This window comes from Actinocorallia aurea (assembly GCF_054783995.1).
In genome coordinates this window covers 219788-234955 of sequence record NZ_BAAGPQ010000002.1, presented here as the reverse complement: position 1 = coordinate 234955, position 15168 = coordinate 219788, and the positions used below count along the sequence as shown (strand labels likewise).

The 15168-nt window shown below is 70.8% G+C and carries 16 protein-coding genes; 10 read left to right on the top strand and 6 right to left on the bottom strand.

The annotated features are described in order from the left end of the window. The first annotated feature begins 398 nt into the window (after positions 1 to 398). A complete protein-coding gene (gene dprA, locus ACYVOM_RS01295; protein WP_460301314.1) occupies positions 399 to 1541 on the top strand; it encodes a DNA-processing protein DprA in 1143 nt (380 codons plus the stop codon). Positions 1542 to 1755: 214 nt separating this feature from the next. On the opposite strand, the gene ACYVOM_RS01290 is transcribed toward dprA, so the two are convergent. The 4 genes from ACYVOM_RS01290 to ACYVOM_RS01275 form a co-directional block, all read right to left on the bottom strand. Next, the gene (locus ACYVOM_RS01290; RefSeq protein WP_460301313.1) at positions 1756 to 3051 is read right to left on the bottom strand and encodes an RNA polymerase sigma factor; all 1296 of its coding nucleotides are present in this window, start codon (positions 3049 to 3051) and stop codon (positions 1756 to 1758) included. A gap of 53 nt (positions 3052 to 3104) precedes the next feature. Then, positions 3105 to 3461 (bottom strand): YciI family protein, encoded by a 357-nt coding sequence (locus tag ACYVOM_RS01285; RefSeq protein ID WP_460301312.1) that lies wholly within the window; start codon positions 3459 to 3461, stop codon positions 3105 to 3107. A 24-nt stretch (positions 3462 to 3485) separates the two neighbouring features. After that, positions 3486 to 4115, bottom strand: a complete 630-nt coding sequence (locus ACYVOM_RS01280) for a DUF998 domain-containing protein (RefSeq protein ID WP_460301311.1) — start codon at positions 4113 to 4115, stop codon at positions 3486 to 3488. A gap of 165 nt (positions 4116 to 4280) precedes the next feature. Beyond that, on the bottom strand, positions 4281 to 4751 hold the full coding sequence (locus tag ACYVOM_RS01275) for a M23 family metallopeptidase (protein ID WP_460301310.1): 471 nt from the start codon (positions 4749 to 4751) through the stop codon (positions 4281 to 4283). A gap of 291 nt (positions 4752 to 5042) precedes the next feature. Here ACYVOM_RS01275 and rpsB point away from each other — a divergent pair, with 291 nt between their 5' ends. The 8 genes from rpsB (at position 5043) to ACYVOM_RS01235 (ending at position 11562) form a co-directional block, all read left to right on the top strand. Further along, the gene (gene rpsB, locus ACYVOM_RS01270) at positions 5043 to 5978 is read left to right on the top strand and encodes a 30S ribosomal protein S2 (RefSeq protein WP_460301309.1); all 936 of its coding nucleotides are present in this window, start codon (positions 5043 to 5045) and stop codon (positions 5976 to 5978) included. A 37-nt stretch (positions 5979 to 6015) separates the two neighbouring features. Next, positions 6016 to 6852, top strand: a complete 837-nt coding sequence (tsf, locus tag ACYVOM_RS01265; RefSeq protein WP_460301308.1) for a translation elongation factor Ts — start codon at positions 6016 to 6018, stop codon at positions 6850 to 6852. Between the two features lie 122 nt (positions 6853 to 6974). After that, complete coding sequence (gene pyrH, locus ACYVOM_RS01260) at positions 6975 to 7736, top strand: UMP kinase (RefSeq protein ID WP_460301307.1); 762 nt, start codon at positions 6975 to 6977, stop codon at positions 7734 to 7736. A gap of 16 nt (positions 7737 to 7752) precedes the next feature. Beyond that, entirely contained in the window at positions 7753 to 8310 is a 558-nt protein-coding gene (gene frr, locus ACYVOM_RS01255; RefSeq protein ID WP_460301306.1) for a ribosome recycling factor, read from the top strand. Next, positions 8310 to 9143, top strand: coding sequence for a phosphatidate cytidylyltransferase (locus tag ACYVOM_RS01250; RefSeq protein ID WP_460301305.1), 834 nt, complete (start codon positions 8310 to 8312; stop codon positions 9141 to 9143). The genes frr and ACYVOM_RS01250 overlap by 1 nt, the downstream gene beginning before the upstream one ends. A gap of 14 nt (positions 9144 to 9157) precedes the next feature. Continuing rightward, positions 9158 to 10357 carry a dual-specificity RNA methyltransferase RlmN gene (gene rlmN, locus ACYVOM_RS01245; protein ID WP_460301304.1) on the top strand — a complete coding sequence of 400 codons (1200 nt, stop codon included), beginning with the start codon at positions 9158 to 9160 and terminating at the stop codon, positions 10355 to 10357. A 41-nt stretch (positions 10358 to 10398) separates the two neighbouring features. Beyond that, complete coding sequence (locus ACYVOM_RS01240; protein ID WP_460301303.1) at positions 10399 to 11094, top strand: DivIVA domain-containing protein; 696 nt, start codon at positions 10399 to 10401, stop codon at positions 11092 to 11094. 39 nt (positions 11095 to 11133) lie between these two features. Beyond that, a complete protein-coding gene (locus ACYVOM_RS01235) occupies positions 11134 to 11562 on the top strand; it encodes an HIT family protein (protein ID WP_460301302.1) in 429 nt (142 codons plus the stop codon). On the opposite strand, the gene ACYVOM_RS01230 is transcribed toward ACYVOM_RS01235, so the two are convergent. Further along, complete coding sequence (locus tag ACYVOM_RS01230; protein WP_460301301.1) at positions 11559 to 12029, bottom strand: Lrp/AsnC family transcriptional regulator; 471 nt, start codon at positions 12027 to 12029, stop codon at positions 11559 to 11561. The genes ACYVOM_RS01235 and ACYVOM_RS01230 overlap by 4 nt on opposite strands. A gap of 226 nt (positions 12030 to 12255) precedes the next feature. On the opposite strand from ACYVOM_RS01230, the gene ACYVOM_RS01225 reads away from it, so the two are divergent. Continuing rightward, positions 12256 to 13692 carry a gamma-aminobutyraldehyde dehydrogenase gene (locus tag ACYVOM_RS01225; protein ID WP_460301300.1) on the top strand — a complete coding sequence of 479 codons (1437 nt, stop codon included), beginning with the start codon at positions 12256 to 12258 and terminating at the stop codon, positions 13690 to 13692. A gap of 152 nt (positions 13693 to 13844) precedes the next feature. On the opposite strand, the gene ACYVOM_RS01220 is transcribed toward ACYVOM_RS01225, so the two are convergent. Beyond that, complete coding sequence (locus ACYVOM_RS01220) at positions 13845 to 15086, bottom strand: RNA-guided endonuclease InsQ/TnpB family protein (protein ID WP_460301299.1); 1242 nt, start codon at positions 15084 to 15086, stop codon at positions 13845 to 13847. Between the last annotated feature and the right edge of the window lie 82 nt (positions 15087 to 15168).

Here is a 15168-nt window from a genome sequence, read left to right as displayed (position 1 = left end):
GAAGAGGGCGCCGTGTGCGGTGCTCTCCCGGGTGGGGCGCGGGTGGTCTGGGGGCTGTCGCGCGCGGTGTCGGGTGTGTCGGCGGGGTGGTTCGGGTGCGTTGCGCGGGTGGTTTCGGCGCGTGGGGGTGATCTCGGGGGTGGGTGGTGGTGCCACGTGAGTGGTGTCGGGGGGCGCGCGGGCGGTTTTGGGCCTCCAGCGCCTTGGGCGGCTCTGCCTCGGGGAGGTGTTCGGGCAGCGAGAAGGGGCCTCGATGGTCTGGCAGGTGCCCTGCGCGAGGTACTGCGGCATGGGTGGGTGCTTCGTGGGGTGCGGGGAAGGCGGGGCGGTGGGGAGGGGAGAGGTGCGTGGTGGGGGAGTTTGGTGAGTTCTGGGCTGGATTGGGAGGGAGAAAGGTGATGGAGGACGAGAGGGTTGCCCGGGTGTGGCTCAGTGGGGTGTGCGAGCCGGGGGACGCGAGTGTGTGGCGGTTGGTGCGGGACGTCGGGGCGGTGGAGGCCGTGGCGGCGATCCAGCGGGGGCGGGTGCCGGACGGGACAGGGGTCACGGAGAAGAGACTCGTCGGGTGGGGGATGCGGGCGGGGGCGTTCGACCTGGAAGGGGCGCTGTTCATCTGCGCCCAGTTCGGCGGGCGGGTCGTGTGCCCGGGGGACGCGGAGTGGCCCACGACCCTCGACCAACTCGGCGAGTCCGCGCCGCTGTTGCTGTGGGTGCGCGGCGGCGTCGACCTGCGGGCGGTGTGCCTGAGGTCCGTCGCGGTCGTCGGGGCGCGGGCGGCCACGCCCTACGGGCTCCGGGTCGCCACCGACCTCGGGGCGGAACTCGCCGACCGAGGCTGGACCGTCGTCAGCGGGGGCGCCCTCGGCGTCGACGGCGCCGCGCACCGGGGCGTCCTCGCGGCCGACGGCACCACGGTCGCGGTCCTCGCCAGCGGGGTCGACGTCGCCTACCCGCCGCGGCACGAGGCGATGTTCGGCGAGATCGCCGCGACGGGGCTGCTGGTCAGCGAGTGGCCGCCGGCGGCCCATCCGACGCGGCCGAGGTTCCTCGTCCGCAACCGGGTCATCGCCGCGCTCACCAAAGGCACCGTGGTCGTCGAGGCGGACCTGCGCAGCGGTGCGCTCAACACCGCCCATCACGCCCGCGCTCTGCGTCGGCACCTGATGGCGTATCCGGGGCCGGTGACGTCGCTGATGTCGCGGGGCTGCCACGAGCTGCTGCGGGCGTCTCCGCCGCACACGCGGCTCGTCACCTGCGTGGACGACGTGCTGGAGGAGGTCGGTCCGATCGGTGAGGGCCTGGACCGTCCGGACCGTCGCCCCGTCCTGCCCCGCGACCACCTGGACCCCGACTCCCGCGCGGTCCTGGAGGCCGTCCCGGCAGGCCCCCGAGGCGCCCCGTCCCACGCCGTGGCCGCCGCCGCGTCCCTCGACCTCGCCACCACCCGCAGCCGCCTGGCCCTCCTGGCCGCCACCGGCTTCATAGAACGCACCCCCTCGGGCTGGCGCCTCCAATCCCCCCACCGCCCCCACCCCCACTGACCTCCTGCCCACCCCACCCCCACCACCCGCCCCGACCACCCCACCCCTTTACCCGCCCGCCCCTACCCGCCCTCTGGCGCGCCGCCCCTAGGCACCCCCTGACGCGCCCGCCGCTACGCACCTCCTGACCCGCCCCACCCGGTCTCCCGGCCACGTAGACCGAGCCCGGTGAGTAGTCCGTAGACCGAGTCCGGTGGGTAAGGGCGTGGGGGCGTTAGGGGGTGCTGTTGGTGGGTGGGCTGGTCTGGGGGGAATGGGCTTTTTGGAGGTAGAGGGATTTCTGGTGGGGGTTGGGGGTCAGGGAGGCGGCTTGGAGGTAGGCGGATCGGGACTCGGCGGGGCGGTTCAGGAGGGCGAGGATGTGGGCGCGGGTGGCGGGGAGGAGGGGGGTGCGGGGGAGGGAGGCGGTCAGGGGGGTGAGCATGGCCAGGGCTTCTTCGGGGGAGCCGGACATGGCCACGGCCAGGGCGTGGTTGAGGGTGACCATGGGGGAGGGCCAGCGGGCGGAGAGGAGGGCGTAGAGGGCGGTGATGCGGGGCCAGTCGGTTCCGGGGAAGAAAGGGGCCGTGGCGTGGCAGGCGGCGATGGCGGCCTGGAGGGTGTAGTGGCCGGGCGGCCCGGAGGCGGCGGCGCGCTCCAGGGCGGCCAGGCCGCGGCGGACGAGGAGGTGGTCCCAGCGGCGGCGGTCCTGGTCGGCGAGCAGGATCGGGGAGCCGTCCGGGGCGGTGCGGGCGGGCAGGCGGGAGCCGTGCAGTTCGGTGAGGGCCTGCAGGCCGTGCGTCTCGGGCTCGTCGGGCAGCAGCGCGGACAGCAGGCGCGCCAGGCGCATCGCCTCCTCGCACAGCGACGGGCGGATCCAGTCGTCGCCGGACGTCGCCGCGTAGCCCTCGTTGAAGATCAGGTACACCACGCCGAGGACGGAGCCGAGACGTGCGGGGAGGTCCGCGGCGGTCGGGAGTTCGTAGGGCACCTTGCGTTCGGCGAGGGTCCGCTTGGCCCGGACGATCCGCTGGGACGCGGCGGCCTCGGTGATGAGGAACGCCCGCGCGATCTCCTCGGTGGTGAGCCCGCCGAGGAGCCGGAGCGTGAGCGCGGCCCTGCCTTCGGGCCGCAGGGCGGGGTGGCAGGAGATGAAGATCAGGCGCAGGAGGTCGTCGCCGACGGGGTCGTCGAGTGCTGCGTCGAGGTCGGGCTCCGCGGAGCCCGGCAGGCCCCTGCCGAGTTCGGCGATCTTGCGGTCGTGGACGCCTCGGCGCCGCAGGACGTCCAGGGCCCGGTTCCGCGCGGTGAGCGCGAGCCAGGCCCCGGGGTTGGGCGGGATCCCGTCGCGGGGCCAGCGCTCCAGCGCGGCGATCAGGGCCTCCTGGCCGAGGTCCTCGGCGAGTCCGACGTCGCCGGTCAGCCGGACGAGCCCGGCGATGATCCGGCCCGCCTCAAGCCGCCACACGGCCTCCACAACCTGTGCAGCCTGTGCGGTCTGCCCGGCCTCTCCGGCTCCTCGGCTCTTCATGATGTCCGCAGGCTGTGTGGGAGTCGCCGGGGCGGGCTCGCCGGGTTCTGGGGTCACGGGGCGGTGAAGACGCGCAGGACGTCGGCCTCGCCTTGCCACTCGGGCCACAGGTCGCGGTGCAGGCGGAGGAAGCGGGCCGCCCACTCGACCGCCTCGGCGCGGTCGCGCACCTGGTAGAGGGCGTAGCTGACCATCTCCTTGGACTCGGCGAACGGGCCGTCGGTGACGGTGATCTCGCCGTCGGCGAGGGCGACCCGGGCGCCGCCCATCGCGCTGGGGGCGAGGCCCGCGGTGTCGAGGAGGGCGCCGGAGGCCGTCGCTTCCGCGCCGAGCGCGAGGATGGCGTCCAGCAGGGCCTCCGGCGGGGGCGCGTCCATGGGCGCGCTCTTCAGGGTGACGAGATAACGCATCGGGATCTCCTGTCTTGAAGGGGGTCAGCGCCGGTACTCGTGGAGGGCCAGCGCGCTCATCCACCCCATGATGCCGATCACCGCCGCGGTGAAGGCGAGGTTCGCCCAGACGGCCCCGCCGCCCGCCGCGACGCAGCCGAATCCGGCCGCCATGGCGCCGCCGGCGACGCGGCTCACGAGGGGCGAGAAGCGCCGGGCGAGCGGGAACGCCGCGGCTCCCGCGAGGCACAGGAGCCCGACGCCGGACAGCGCCAGGTGCAGGGCGCCGCTCACGGTCGCGGCGCCCGCGCCGTCGGGGGCGCCGTCGGGGAAGCCGAAGCCGGGGTCGGCGGGGAACAGGCCGGCGCCGACCATGCCCGCCCCGAACAGGCCGACGAGCACCGCGGCGTTCCGGCCCGCGCCGCCGCGCGCGAGCCCGACGGCGAAGGCCGCCGCCATGAGCCCGGTGACGACCAGGTTGGCCGACTGGATCCAGCCGAACGGCCCGTTCGCGAGCATGCTCCACGCGTGCCGTCCGAAGTCGAAGCCCTCCTTCGTCAGCCCCTGCGCCACCGAGACCGCGACGTAGAAGGGACCGGCGACGATCCCGTATCCCAGGAGGGACCGGGTGACGCGGCTCTCGGCGGTGCAGGCCCTGTCGAGGGTGATGTCCATGGCTGTTCCTCCGATTCCCGGCCGACCTCTCCGGCCGTTCACCAGTGCTACGAAGGACCGCGGGCCGGACAGACAGTTCTCCCGAGGATTTTTCGAGATCTTTTCGGCGGGGTCGTCAGGCACCTTGGCGAGCGGTTTCCACAGAGGGGTCCAGAGGCGAGGCGGTCAGGGGGAGGGGGGCAGCAGGACGATCGGGGGCGGGGTCGGGAGGGTGCGGGGGTCTTCGTAGGAGGGGCCGAGTTTGAGACCCCAGTGGAGGCAGGACGCGGGGGCGCAGTGCGACGGGGAGGCGGCCAAGGTGCCCAGCGTCTGCCCGGTGACGACCCGGGAACCCGAGGGCACGAGGGGGAGGACGGGTTCGTAGGTGGTCCGGTAGGCGCCGTGGGTGATGGTCATCACAGTGCGGGTGAAGACGGGCCCCGCATGGGTGACGACCCCGTCGGCGGCCGCGAGGACGGGGACTCCGGCCGCCGAGGCCCGCAGATCCACCCCCCGGTGCCCCGGCAGCCAGTCCTCCGAAGGGGGCGCGAAGCCCCGTGCGACGCCGAAGGGCGGCTCCAGCGGCCAGACGGCCGGGGCGGGCAGCGGCGGTGCGGCGCCGAGGAGCGCGGCGAGGACGGCGGGCGGCGTGATCATGGCACCACTCTGCGCCCGATCCGCCCCCGTCAGGGGTCCCGAACGGCGTTCTGTGGACAACGGATCCGGGGGCCTTCCCGGGTTCCGATTCGAGTAGGGGCGCGGGTTCCCCTAAACTGGGGGAACGGACGGGTGAACTCTGCCCTGCGCATGTGTGATCCCGGCCGAATTCTCAGCGTCCGCTCGCCGCCTATGGCGGGGCGCGTCTCCCAGGTCTACAGCCCGGCATCGGGTCGTAGTGGGACGCGTCCGGGCGTGACAGGCAACCGAAACGAAGAAGGAGTACGGGCTATGGCTCCCGTCGTCACGATGCGACAGCTGCTGGAGAGCGGCGTCCACTTCGGTCACCAGACTCGCCGCTGGAACCCGAAGATGAAGCGCTTCATCCTCACCGAGCGCAACGGCATCTACATCATCGACCTCCAGCAGTCGCTGGCCCACATCGACCGCGCCTACGAGTTCATCAAGGCCACGGTCGCGCACGGCGGCACCATCCTGTTCGTCGGCACCAAGAAGCAGGCCCAGGAGGCCATCGCCGAGCAGGCCACCCGCGTCGGCATGCCCTACGTGAACCAGCGCTGGCTGGGCGGCATGCTCACCAACTTCTCCACCGTGCACAAGCGCCTGCAGCGCCTCAAGGAGCTCGAGCTCCTCGACTTCGACGACGTCGCCGGCTCCGGCATGACGAAGAAGGAGCTGCTCGGCCTCAAGCGCGAGAAGGAGAAGCTCGAGAAGACCCTTGGCGGTATCCGCGACATGGCGAAGGTCCCCTCCGCCGTGTGGATCGTGGACACCAAGAAGGAGCACATCGCGATCAACGAGGCGAAGAAGCTCAACATCCCCGTCGTCGCGATCCTCGACACCAACTGCGACCCGGACGAGGTCGACTACCCGATCCCGGGTAACGACGACGCCATCCGCGCCGTCAGCATTCTGACCCGCGTCGTCGCCGACGCCGCCGCCGACGGTCTGCTGGCCCGCTCCGGCGGTGGCTCGGACAAGGCCGTCGAGGCCGTCGAGCCGCTGGCCGAGTGGGAGCGCGAGCTCCTCGAGGGCAAGAAGGACGACGAGTCCGCCGCCGCCGCTCCGGCCGCCGAGGCCGCTCCGGAGGCCGCTGAGGCCCCCGAGACCCCCGCCGCCGAGGCCGCTGAGGCTCCCGCCGCCGAGGTCGTCGAGGCCCCCGCCGCCGAGGCCGAGGCCGCCCCCGAGGCTCCGGCCGCCGAGTAAGTCCTTCTTCCCCGACGACGCAGAAAGAACGCACACAATGGCGAACTTCACCACCGCCGACGTCAAGCGGCTTCGTGAGCTCACCGGCTCCGGCATGATGGACTGCAAGAACGCGCTCGCGGATGCCGAAGGCGACTTCGAGAAGGCCGTCGAGATCCTGCGCCTCAAGGGCGCCAAGGACGTGGGCAAGCGTGCCGAGCGCACCGCGGGCAACGGCCTCGTGGCCGAGTACTTCAAGGGCGACGGCGACGGCACCCTCCTGGAGCTCAACTGCGAGACCGACTTCGTGGCCAAGCTGGAGTCCTTCGTGGCCCTGGCCAACAAGATCACGAAGTTCGCGGCCGAGTCCGGCGCCACCGACGTCCCGGCGCTGCTGGGTGCGGAGATCGAGCCGGGCAAGACCGTCCAGGCCCTGATCGAGGAGAACTCCGCCACCATCGGGGAGAAGCTCGAGCTGCGCCGCTTCGCGCACTTCACCGGCACCTACGTGGCGAGCTACCTGCACAAGTCCGACCCGCAGCTCCCGCCGACCACCGGCGTGCTGGTCCAGCTCTCGGCCCCCAACGCCGACCTGGCCAAGGACATCGCGCAGCAGATCGCCGCCATGGCGCCGAAGTACCTCACCTTCGACGAGATCCCGGCCGACGTGATCGAGAAGGAGCGGGCCCTGGCCGAGACCAAGACCCGCGAGGAGGGCAAGCCCGAAGCCGCGATCGCCAAGATCGTCGAGGGCCGCGTCAACTCGTACCTGGCGGACTTCGTCCTGCTCAAGCAGGCGTTCGTCAAGGACAACAAGAAGACCATCGCCAAGCTTCTCGACGAGGCCGGCGTGACGGTCGAGCGTTTCGTGCGGTTCAAGGTCGGCCAGGCCTGACCTTCGCCGCCACCCGCGGTACCGCCCCCATGACGGTCCGCACCCCCCCCCGACGGTGGGTGCGGGCCGTCAAGGGGAGAAACTGAACACAGTACGTGAGCAACACCTAGGAGGCCGTCGCCGTGCCCGAGAACCCTGAGACCGACGCAGCGACGGCCTCTCCGCATGTCCGCACCCGCAGGGTGCTGCTGAAGCTGTCCGGCGAGGCGTTCGCCGGCGGTCAGCCGCTCGGCATCGACGCCACGGTCGTGCAGACGATCGCCGAGTCGATCAAGACCACCGTCGACGAGGGCATCGAGGTCGCCGTCGTCTGCGGCGGCGGCAACATGTTCCGCGGCGCGGAGCTGTCCGCGCGCGGGATGGACCGCAACCGCGGCGACTACATGGGCATGCTCTCCACGGTGATCAACTGCCTGGCCCTTCAGGACTTCCTGGAGCGGCTCGAGGTCGAGACCCGGGTCCAGACGGCGATCACCATGGCGCAGGTCGCCGAGGCCTACATCCCCCGCCGGGCCGTCCGCCACCTGGAGAAGGGCCGCGTGGTCATCTTCGGTGCGGGGCTCGGCCAGCCCTTCTTCTCCACCGACACCACCGCCGCCCAGCGCGCGCTGGAGATCGGCGCCGACGCCGTGCTCAAGGGCACCCAGGTGGACGGCGTCTACGATGACGACCCCAGGACCAACCCGGACGCCGTCCGCTTCGACAGCCTCGACTACGGTGAGGTCCTCCAGCGAGGTCTGAAGGTGATGGACGCGACGGCGATCAGCCTGTGCATGGACAATGGCCTTCCCATCGTGGTCTTCGACCTGATGGGCAAGGGCAACATCGTGCGGGCGGTCCGGGGCGAGAAGATCGGCACCCTCGTCAGCCCGGCACAGAACTAAGACGGGAGCCAACGCAGTGATCGACGAGATCCTCTTCGAAGCCGAGGAGAAGATGGAGAAGGCGGTGTCGGTCGCCAAGGACGACTTCGCCGGCATCCGCACGGGCCGGGTCACCCCCGCGATGTTCAACAAGATCCTCGTGGAGTACTACGGCGCGCTCACCCCGGTGAACCAGCTCGCCTCGTTCCACCTGCCGGAGCCCCGCATGGTCGTCATCCAGCCGTTCGACAAGGGCTCGATGTCGGCGATCGAGAAGGCGATCCGCAACAGCGATCTCGGGGTGAACCCGGGCAACGACGGCTCGATCATCCGCGTGGTCTTCCCCGAGCTGTCGGAGGAGCGCCGCCGGGAGTTCATCAAGGTCGCCGGGAACAAGGCCGAGGACGCCAAGATCGCGATTCGCAACATCCGGCGCAAGGCGAACGACTCGCTCAACAAGCTCGTCAAGGACGGCGAGGCGGGTGAGGACGAGGTCCGGCGTGCGGAGAAGGAGCTGGACGAGGCGACGAAGCGGTACGTGGCCTCGATCGACGCTCTGCTCGAGCACAAGAAGGCCGAACTCCTCGAAGTCTGATGACGCAGGCAGTGGAGCCCTCGACCAAGCGCAACCCCGGGCGCAACGTCCCGGTGGCCGTAGGTGTGGGGGCGGGGCTCGGCGCGCTCGTGCTGGTCTCGCTCTACACCGTGCGTGAATCCTTCATCGTCGTCCTGCTCGTGTTCGGCGCGGTCGCGCTGCGCGAGCTCACGGGCGCCTTCCGCGTGCGCGACATCGCCGTGCCGATGTTCCCCGTGGCCCTCGGCAGCGCGGCCATGCTGCCCGTCGCGTTCTACTGGGGTTCCGGCGGCATGGCCGTCACCCTGGCGATGACCGTGCTCGTCACGCTGATCTGGCGGATGAAGGACGGCGCGGACGGGTACGTGCGCGACGTCACGGCCGCGGTGTTCACCGTCGTGTACCTGCCGTTCCTCGTCGGGTTCGCCATGCTCATGCTGGCCCATCCCGACGGCGCCGACCGGATCACCGTCTTCATCGCGGTGACCGTGGCCAGTGACATCGGCGGCTTCTTCGTGGGCGCCTATCTCGGCAAGCACAAGATCGCGCCGAAGATCAGCCCGAAGAAGACCTGGGAGGGCTTCGCGGGCTCGGCCCTCACCTGCATGGCCGTGGGCGCGTGGCTGCTGACCTGGCGGCTCGACGGCCAGTGGTGGCAGGGCGTGATCCTCGGCGCGTGCGTGGTGTTCACCGCGACGCTGGGCGATCTCGTCGAGTCCATGATCAAGCGCGATCTCGGGATCAAGGACCTCGGCACGCTGCTGCCGGGCCACGGCGGGGTGATGGACCGGCTGGACTCGCTGCTGGTCACCGTCCCGGTCGCCTGGATCCTGTTCGAGTCGTTCCTGAAATGAGCGACACTGGAAGCATGTCGTCCCAGGTAGCGCCCGAACAGCAGGCCGAGCAGCAGCCCGAGCAGCCGGAGAACCTCGACCCGGAGGCGCAGCGCCAGGCCGTGGCGCCGCGCCGGCCGGGCCAGCTGATCTTCGCCGGGCCGCGCCGGGCCAAGCCGCCGCGCCACCTGGCCGACCTCACGGTGGCCGAGCGGCGCGAGGCCGTCGCCGCGCTGGGCGAGAAGCCCTTCCGGGCCGATCAGCTGTCCCGGCACTACTTCGACAGGCTGATCAGCGACCCGGCCGACATGCCCGACCTGTCGCAGAAGCTGCGCGACAAGCTCGGTCCCGAGCTGCTGCCGCAGCTCCTCACCTCGGTGCGGGCGCTCGCCTGCGACGGCGGCAAGACCCACAAGACGGTCTGGAAGGCCTTCGACGGGGTGCTGTTCGAGTCGGTGCTCATGCGCTACCCCGAGCGGGTCACCATGTGCGTCTCCTCACAGGCCGGGTGCGGCATGAACTGCCCGTTCTGCGCCACCGGCCAGGCCGGGCTGACCCGCAACCTGTCGACCGGCGAGATCGTCGAGCAGGTCGCGGCGGGCCAGCGCGCGCTGAACCGCGGGGAGATCGCGGGCGGTCCCGGACGCGTGAGCAACATCGTGTTCATGGGCATGGGCGAGCCGCTGGCGAACTACAAGGCGGTGCTGGGCGCGGTCCGGCGGATCACCGAGCCGTCCCCGTCGGGCCTGGGGATCTCCCAGCGCGGCGTGACGGTCTCGACGGTCGGCCTGGTGCCCGCGATCCACAAGCTGACCGAAGAGGGTCTGTCCGTGCGGCTGGCGGTCTCGCTGCACGCCCCCGACGACGAGCTGCGCGACACCCTCGTGCCGATCAACACCCGGTTCAAGGTGCGCGAGGTCCTGGACGCGGCGTTCGGATACGCCCGCAAGTCCGGCCGCAGGGTGTCGATCGAATACGCTCTGATCAAGGACATCAACGACCACGCGTGGCGGGCCGATCTCCTCGGCAAGCTCTTGAAAGGCAAGCTCGTTCACGTCAATCTGATCCCGTTGAACCCGACACCGGGGTCGAAGTGGACGGCTTCCCGGCCGGAGGACGAGCGCGAGTTCGTCCGCCGCCTGGAGGCGCACGGCGTCGCCGTCACCGTCCGCGACACCCGGGGCCGGGAGATCGACGGCGCCTGCGGCCAGCTCGCCGCGGCGACGAAGGGCTGACCGGCAGGCCGGTCGGCGCAGACGTCAGAAGGAGTGCCCCGGTGGCCAGGTTCCCCCGCGCGCTGCGCGGTTACTTCGCCAGTGAGGTCGACGCGCTGATCGTCCGGATCGAGGGGACGCTGGGCGTTCACGAGGAGCCGGTGCCGCCGATCACGGCGGAGGAACTGCGCGCGACGAAACTGGGCGTCGTCCTGCACGGGTACGACCGGCAGGCCGTGGACGCCGCGCTGCTGGAGTACGTGCGCCAGTTGGAGCACCGCGAGCGCGGCGAGGCCGACCCCTACACCGAGACGGTGTCCGGCCAGGTCCCGTGGCTGGTGCGGTGGGTGTCGGAGGCGGAGTTCCCGGTCACCCGGGTGCGCGCCGCCTACCGCGAGCAGGACGTCGACGCCTTCCTCGACCGGGTCCTCGCGGGTCTGCGCGGTGAGGGCCCCGCCGTCTCCGGCCGCGCGGTGCGCGAGGCGGTCTTCGCCGGCACCGCCCTCCGCCCCGGCTACGCCGAACCCGACGTCGACCGCTTCCTCGACGAACTCGCCGCCGCCCTCGACCACCTCCAGCCGAGTCCCCCGGAACCCGCGCCTCCCGCCGCCGCGGACACCGAAGCCGACCCCGACGGCACCGCGCCGGAGGCGGACGCCGAGGGAGACGAGCCGTCCGGGCCGGATGAGCCCTCCGATCAGGATGAGCCGTCTGAGCCGTCCGAGCCGGACGTGCTCGCGGGCCGCGCCAACCCCTGACCCCGGATGCGCCGTGACCGGCGCTTAGGGTGGGTCGGCATGAGCGAGTGCGTGTTCTGCCAGATCATCGCGGGAGAGGTTCCGGCGCACATCGTGCTCGACGTGCCCGAGGGGGTGGCGTTCCTCGACGCGCGGCCGGTGTTCAAGGGGCACACGCTGGTGGTGCCGCGGGCGCATCATGAGACGTTGACGGATCTGCCGGTGGACGAGGTGGCGCCGTTCTTCGGGCTCGTGCGGCGGCTCGCCGGGGCCGTCGAGACGGGGCTGGGCGCGGCGGGGACGTTCGTGGCGATGAACAACCGGGTGAGCCAGAGCGTGCCGCATCTGCACGCGCACGTGGTGCCGCGCAACCGCAAGGACGGCCTGCGCGGCTTCTTCTGGCCCCGTCAGCGGTACGAGTCGGAGGCCGAGCAGGCGGAGTTCGCCCGGCGGATCACCGGGGCGCTGGAGCCCGCTGAGGGCCGTTAGCGGGTGCCCCAGGTGTAGGTCTGCTTGCGGAGCTTCAGGTAGACGAAGCTCTCGGTGCTGACGACCGACGGCACGGAGCGGATGCGGCCGAGGATCTCCAGGAGCTGGTCGTCGGTCTCGGCGACGAGTTCGACCATGAGGTCGAAGGAGCCCGCGGTGACGACGACGTAGTCGATCTCGGAGATGGCCGCGAGGTCGTCGGCGACCCGGTTCAGGTCGCCCTCGCACCGCACGCCGATCATCACCTGGCGGTTGAAGCCGAGCATCAGCGGATCGGTGACCGCCACGATCTGCATGACGCCGGCGTCCAGAAGCCGCTGGACGCGCTGGCGGACGGCGGCCTCGGAGAGTCCGACGGCCTTGCCGATCGCCGCATAGGAGCGCCGCCCGTCCTGCTGGAGCTGCTCGATGATCTGCTTGGAGATCGCGTCGAGCTGGACGCGGGCTGGGCGCGGGGGCTCGCTCATGGGTCCCATCCTCCCGTCTGGCCAGGGGTGACGTGCGCCGCACAGCCTTCCCGACGGGAGGGGAGGACTCCCGAACCGGGGTGGGCGGCTGCCTATTACAGCAACCAATCACGCCCTTGTCGCGCGATTCCGTCGTGAAATCCGATTGTAACAACGGAATCACTTGTCCCCATCGGGGTGCTCTGCGAAAGTCGAGCGATTACGGGAACGGCTGCGGAGGTCGAAGATGACCGGCAAGGCGCGACTGCGCAACTTCGTCAACGGCGAGTACGTCGATGCGGCGGGCGGCGCCTGCTCCGATGTCGTCGACCCGAGCACGGGCGAGGCCTACGCCGAGGCTCCGGTCTCGGGCAGGGCCGACCTGGACGCCGCCTACGCGGCGGCCTCGCAGGCGTTCGAGGGCTGGCGCGACGCCACGCCCAAGGAGCGGAGCCTCGCGCTGCTGAAGATCGCCGACGCGGTCGAGGCGCGCGGCGAGGAGATCGCCAAGGCCGAGGTGAAGAACACCGGCAAGCCTTACCAGCTGACGCTGGACGAGGAGATCGGCCCGATGGTCGACAACATCCGGTTCTTCGCGGGCGCGGCCCGGGTCCTGGAGGGCCGCTCGTCGGGCGAGTACCTGGCCGACCACACGTCCTCGATCCGGCGCGAGCCGATCGGCGTCGTCGGGCAGGTCGCGCCGTGGAACTACCCGATGATGATGGCGGTGTGGAAGTTCGCCCCGGCCATCGCGGCGGGCAACACCGTGGTGCTCAAGCCGTCCGACACGACGCCGGTCTCGACGCTGCTGCTGGCCGAGATCGCCGCGGAGTTCCTGCCGCCGGGCGTGCTGAACGTCGTCACCGGGGACCGGGAGACGGGCCGCGCGCTGGTGGAGCACCCGACTCCGCAGATGGTGTCCATCACCGGTTCGGTCCGGGCGGGCAAGGAGGTGGCGGCCTCGGCCGCGCGCGACCTCAAGCGGGTCCACCTGGAGCTGGGCGGCAAGGCCCCGGTCGTGGTCTTCGACGACGCCGACATCGCCGCCGCGGCCGAGGGCATCGCCGGCTCCGGCCTGTTCAACGCGGGCCAGGACTGCACCGCGGCGACCCGCGTCCTGGTGTCGGAGCGGATCGCCGCCGACTTCACCGCGGCGCTCGCGGAGGCCGCGGCGGCGCTGAAGACCGCGGGCCCGGACGACCCGGAGGCCTACTTCGGCCCGGTCAACAACGCGAACCAGCTCGCCCGCGTCCAGGGCTTCCTCGACCGGGTGCCCGGCCACGCGACGGTCGAGACCGGCGGCGCCAGGGTCGGCGACAAGGGCTATTTCTTCGCCCCGACGGTCATCTCGGGCCTGCGCCAGGACGACGAGCACGTCCAGGAGGAGATCTTCGGCCCCGTCATGACGGTCCAGTCGTTCTCGGACGAGGACGAGGCGGTCCGCTGGGCCAACGGCGTCCAGTACGGCCTGTCGTCCAGTGTCTGGACGAGGGACCACGGCCGGGCGATGCGGATGACGCGCCGCCTGGACTTCGGCGTCGTCTGGGTCAACACCCATATCCCCTTCGTCTCGGAGATGCCGCACGGCGGCTTCAAGCACTCCGGCTACGGCAAGGATCTTTCGATGTACGGCTTTGAGGACTACACCCGGATCAAGCACGTCATGCACTACATCGGCCGGTAACAAAAGTCGGATATAAAACCATTCGTCCGCGCCGCCTCAGGACGGCGCGGACGCAGGGTCCCCCCGGACCCCGCCCTACCCCCTGAGCACGATCGCACCACGGAGCCGGGTGAGCCCCCGCACCCCTCCGAGCGCACGACCCCCCGAAGGGATTAGTGGTATTGGCTTCCCCCACCGCCCTGAAGGGCAGGGATTCCTTCCCTCGCGGGTCGGGTTTCCTGCTTCACCGCCAGCCGCCCGCCAGGCTCGCGCCCTTGAGGTCCTACACCGGCTCCACAGGCGTTTCGTCTCTCCGCCAGCCCGGCGGCGAGAAGATTGCGTGCCGCGTTGACGTCGCGGTCGTGGGTGCTCCCGCATGGGCCGCAGGTCCAGTTTCGGACGTGCAGCGGCATCTTCGGCACCCGGTCGCCGCATACCGAGCACAGTTTGGAGCTGGGCAACCAGCGGTCCACTACGACCAGTTCCCGGCCGTACCAGGCCGCCTTGTACTCCAACATGCTCCGCATCTGGCGCCAGGCGGCATCGCTGATGGCGCGGGTCAGCGTGCGGTTCTTCAACAGGTTGCGGACCGCGAGGTCCTCGATCACGACCGTTTGGTTCTCACGGATGAGTCGAGTGGTCAGCTTGTGAAGGAAGTCCCGCCTGCGGTCGGCGATCCGAGCATGCACACGGGTTACCTTAAGGCGGGCTTTCTCCCGGTTTCTGCTGCCTTCGGTCCGGCGGGACAGCTCCCGTTGCGCTTTGGCCAGTCGGCGTCGACTCCGCCGCTCGTGCCGGGGGTTGGCGATCTTTTCGCCCGTCGAAAGCGTCACCAAAGAGGACAGGCCCGCATCCACTCCGACCGCATGTCCGCCGGGTGGAAGGGTCGTGATCGTGTCCTCGCAGAGCAACGACACGAACCAGCGGCCCGCCGAGTCCTGGGACACCGTCACCGTGGAAGGCCTGGCTCCTTCGGGGAGCGGCCGGGACCACACGATGTCCAACGCCCCGTCCAGCTTCGCCAGGGTCAGCCTGACGTCCCTGAACCTGAACGCAGAACGGGTGTACTCGGCAGACGCGCGCGACTTCTTTCTCGATTTGAAGACCGGGTACTTCGCCCTCTTGCTCCAGAAGTTCACGAACGCGCACTGGAGGTGGCGGAGCGTCTGCTGCAACGGCACGCACGACACGTCGCCCAGAAACGCGAGTTCCTCGGTGCGTTTCCACCCGGTCAGCATCGCCGACGAGTCCGCGTAGGAGGTGCGGCGGCCCTCGTCCCGGTAGGCGCGGGTTCGCTCCTCCAGGGCTCGGTTGTAGACCAGGCGAACGCATCCGAACGTGCGCGAGAGTTCCACGGCCTGCGCATCCGTCGGATAGAAGCGGTATCGGTAAGCCCGCTTCACCTGCCGTCCCATGGCCCGCACATTACCAAAAGAACACGTGGAAACACGAGCTGTGAAGGGAGGGAGCGGCGCTTCACCCCCTGCCTGAAGACGG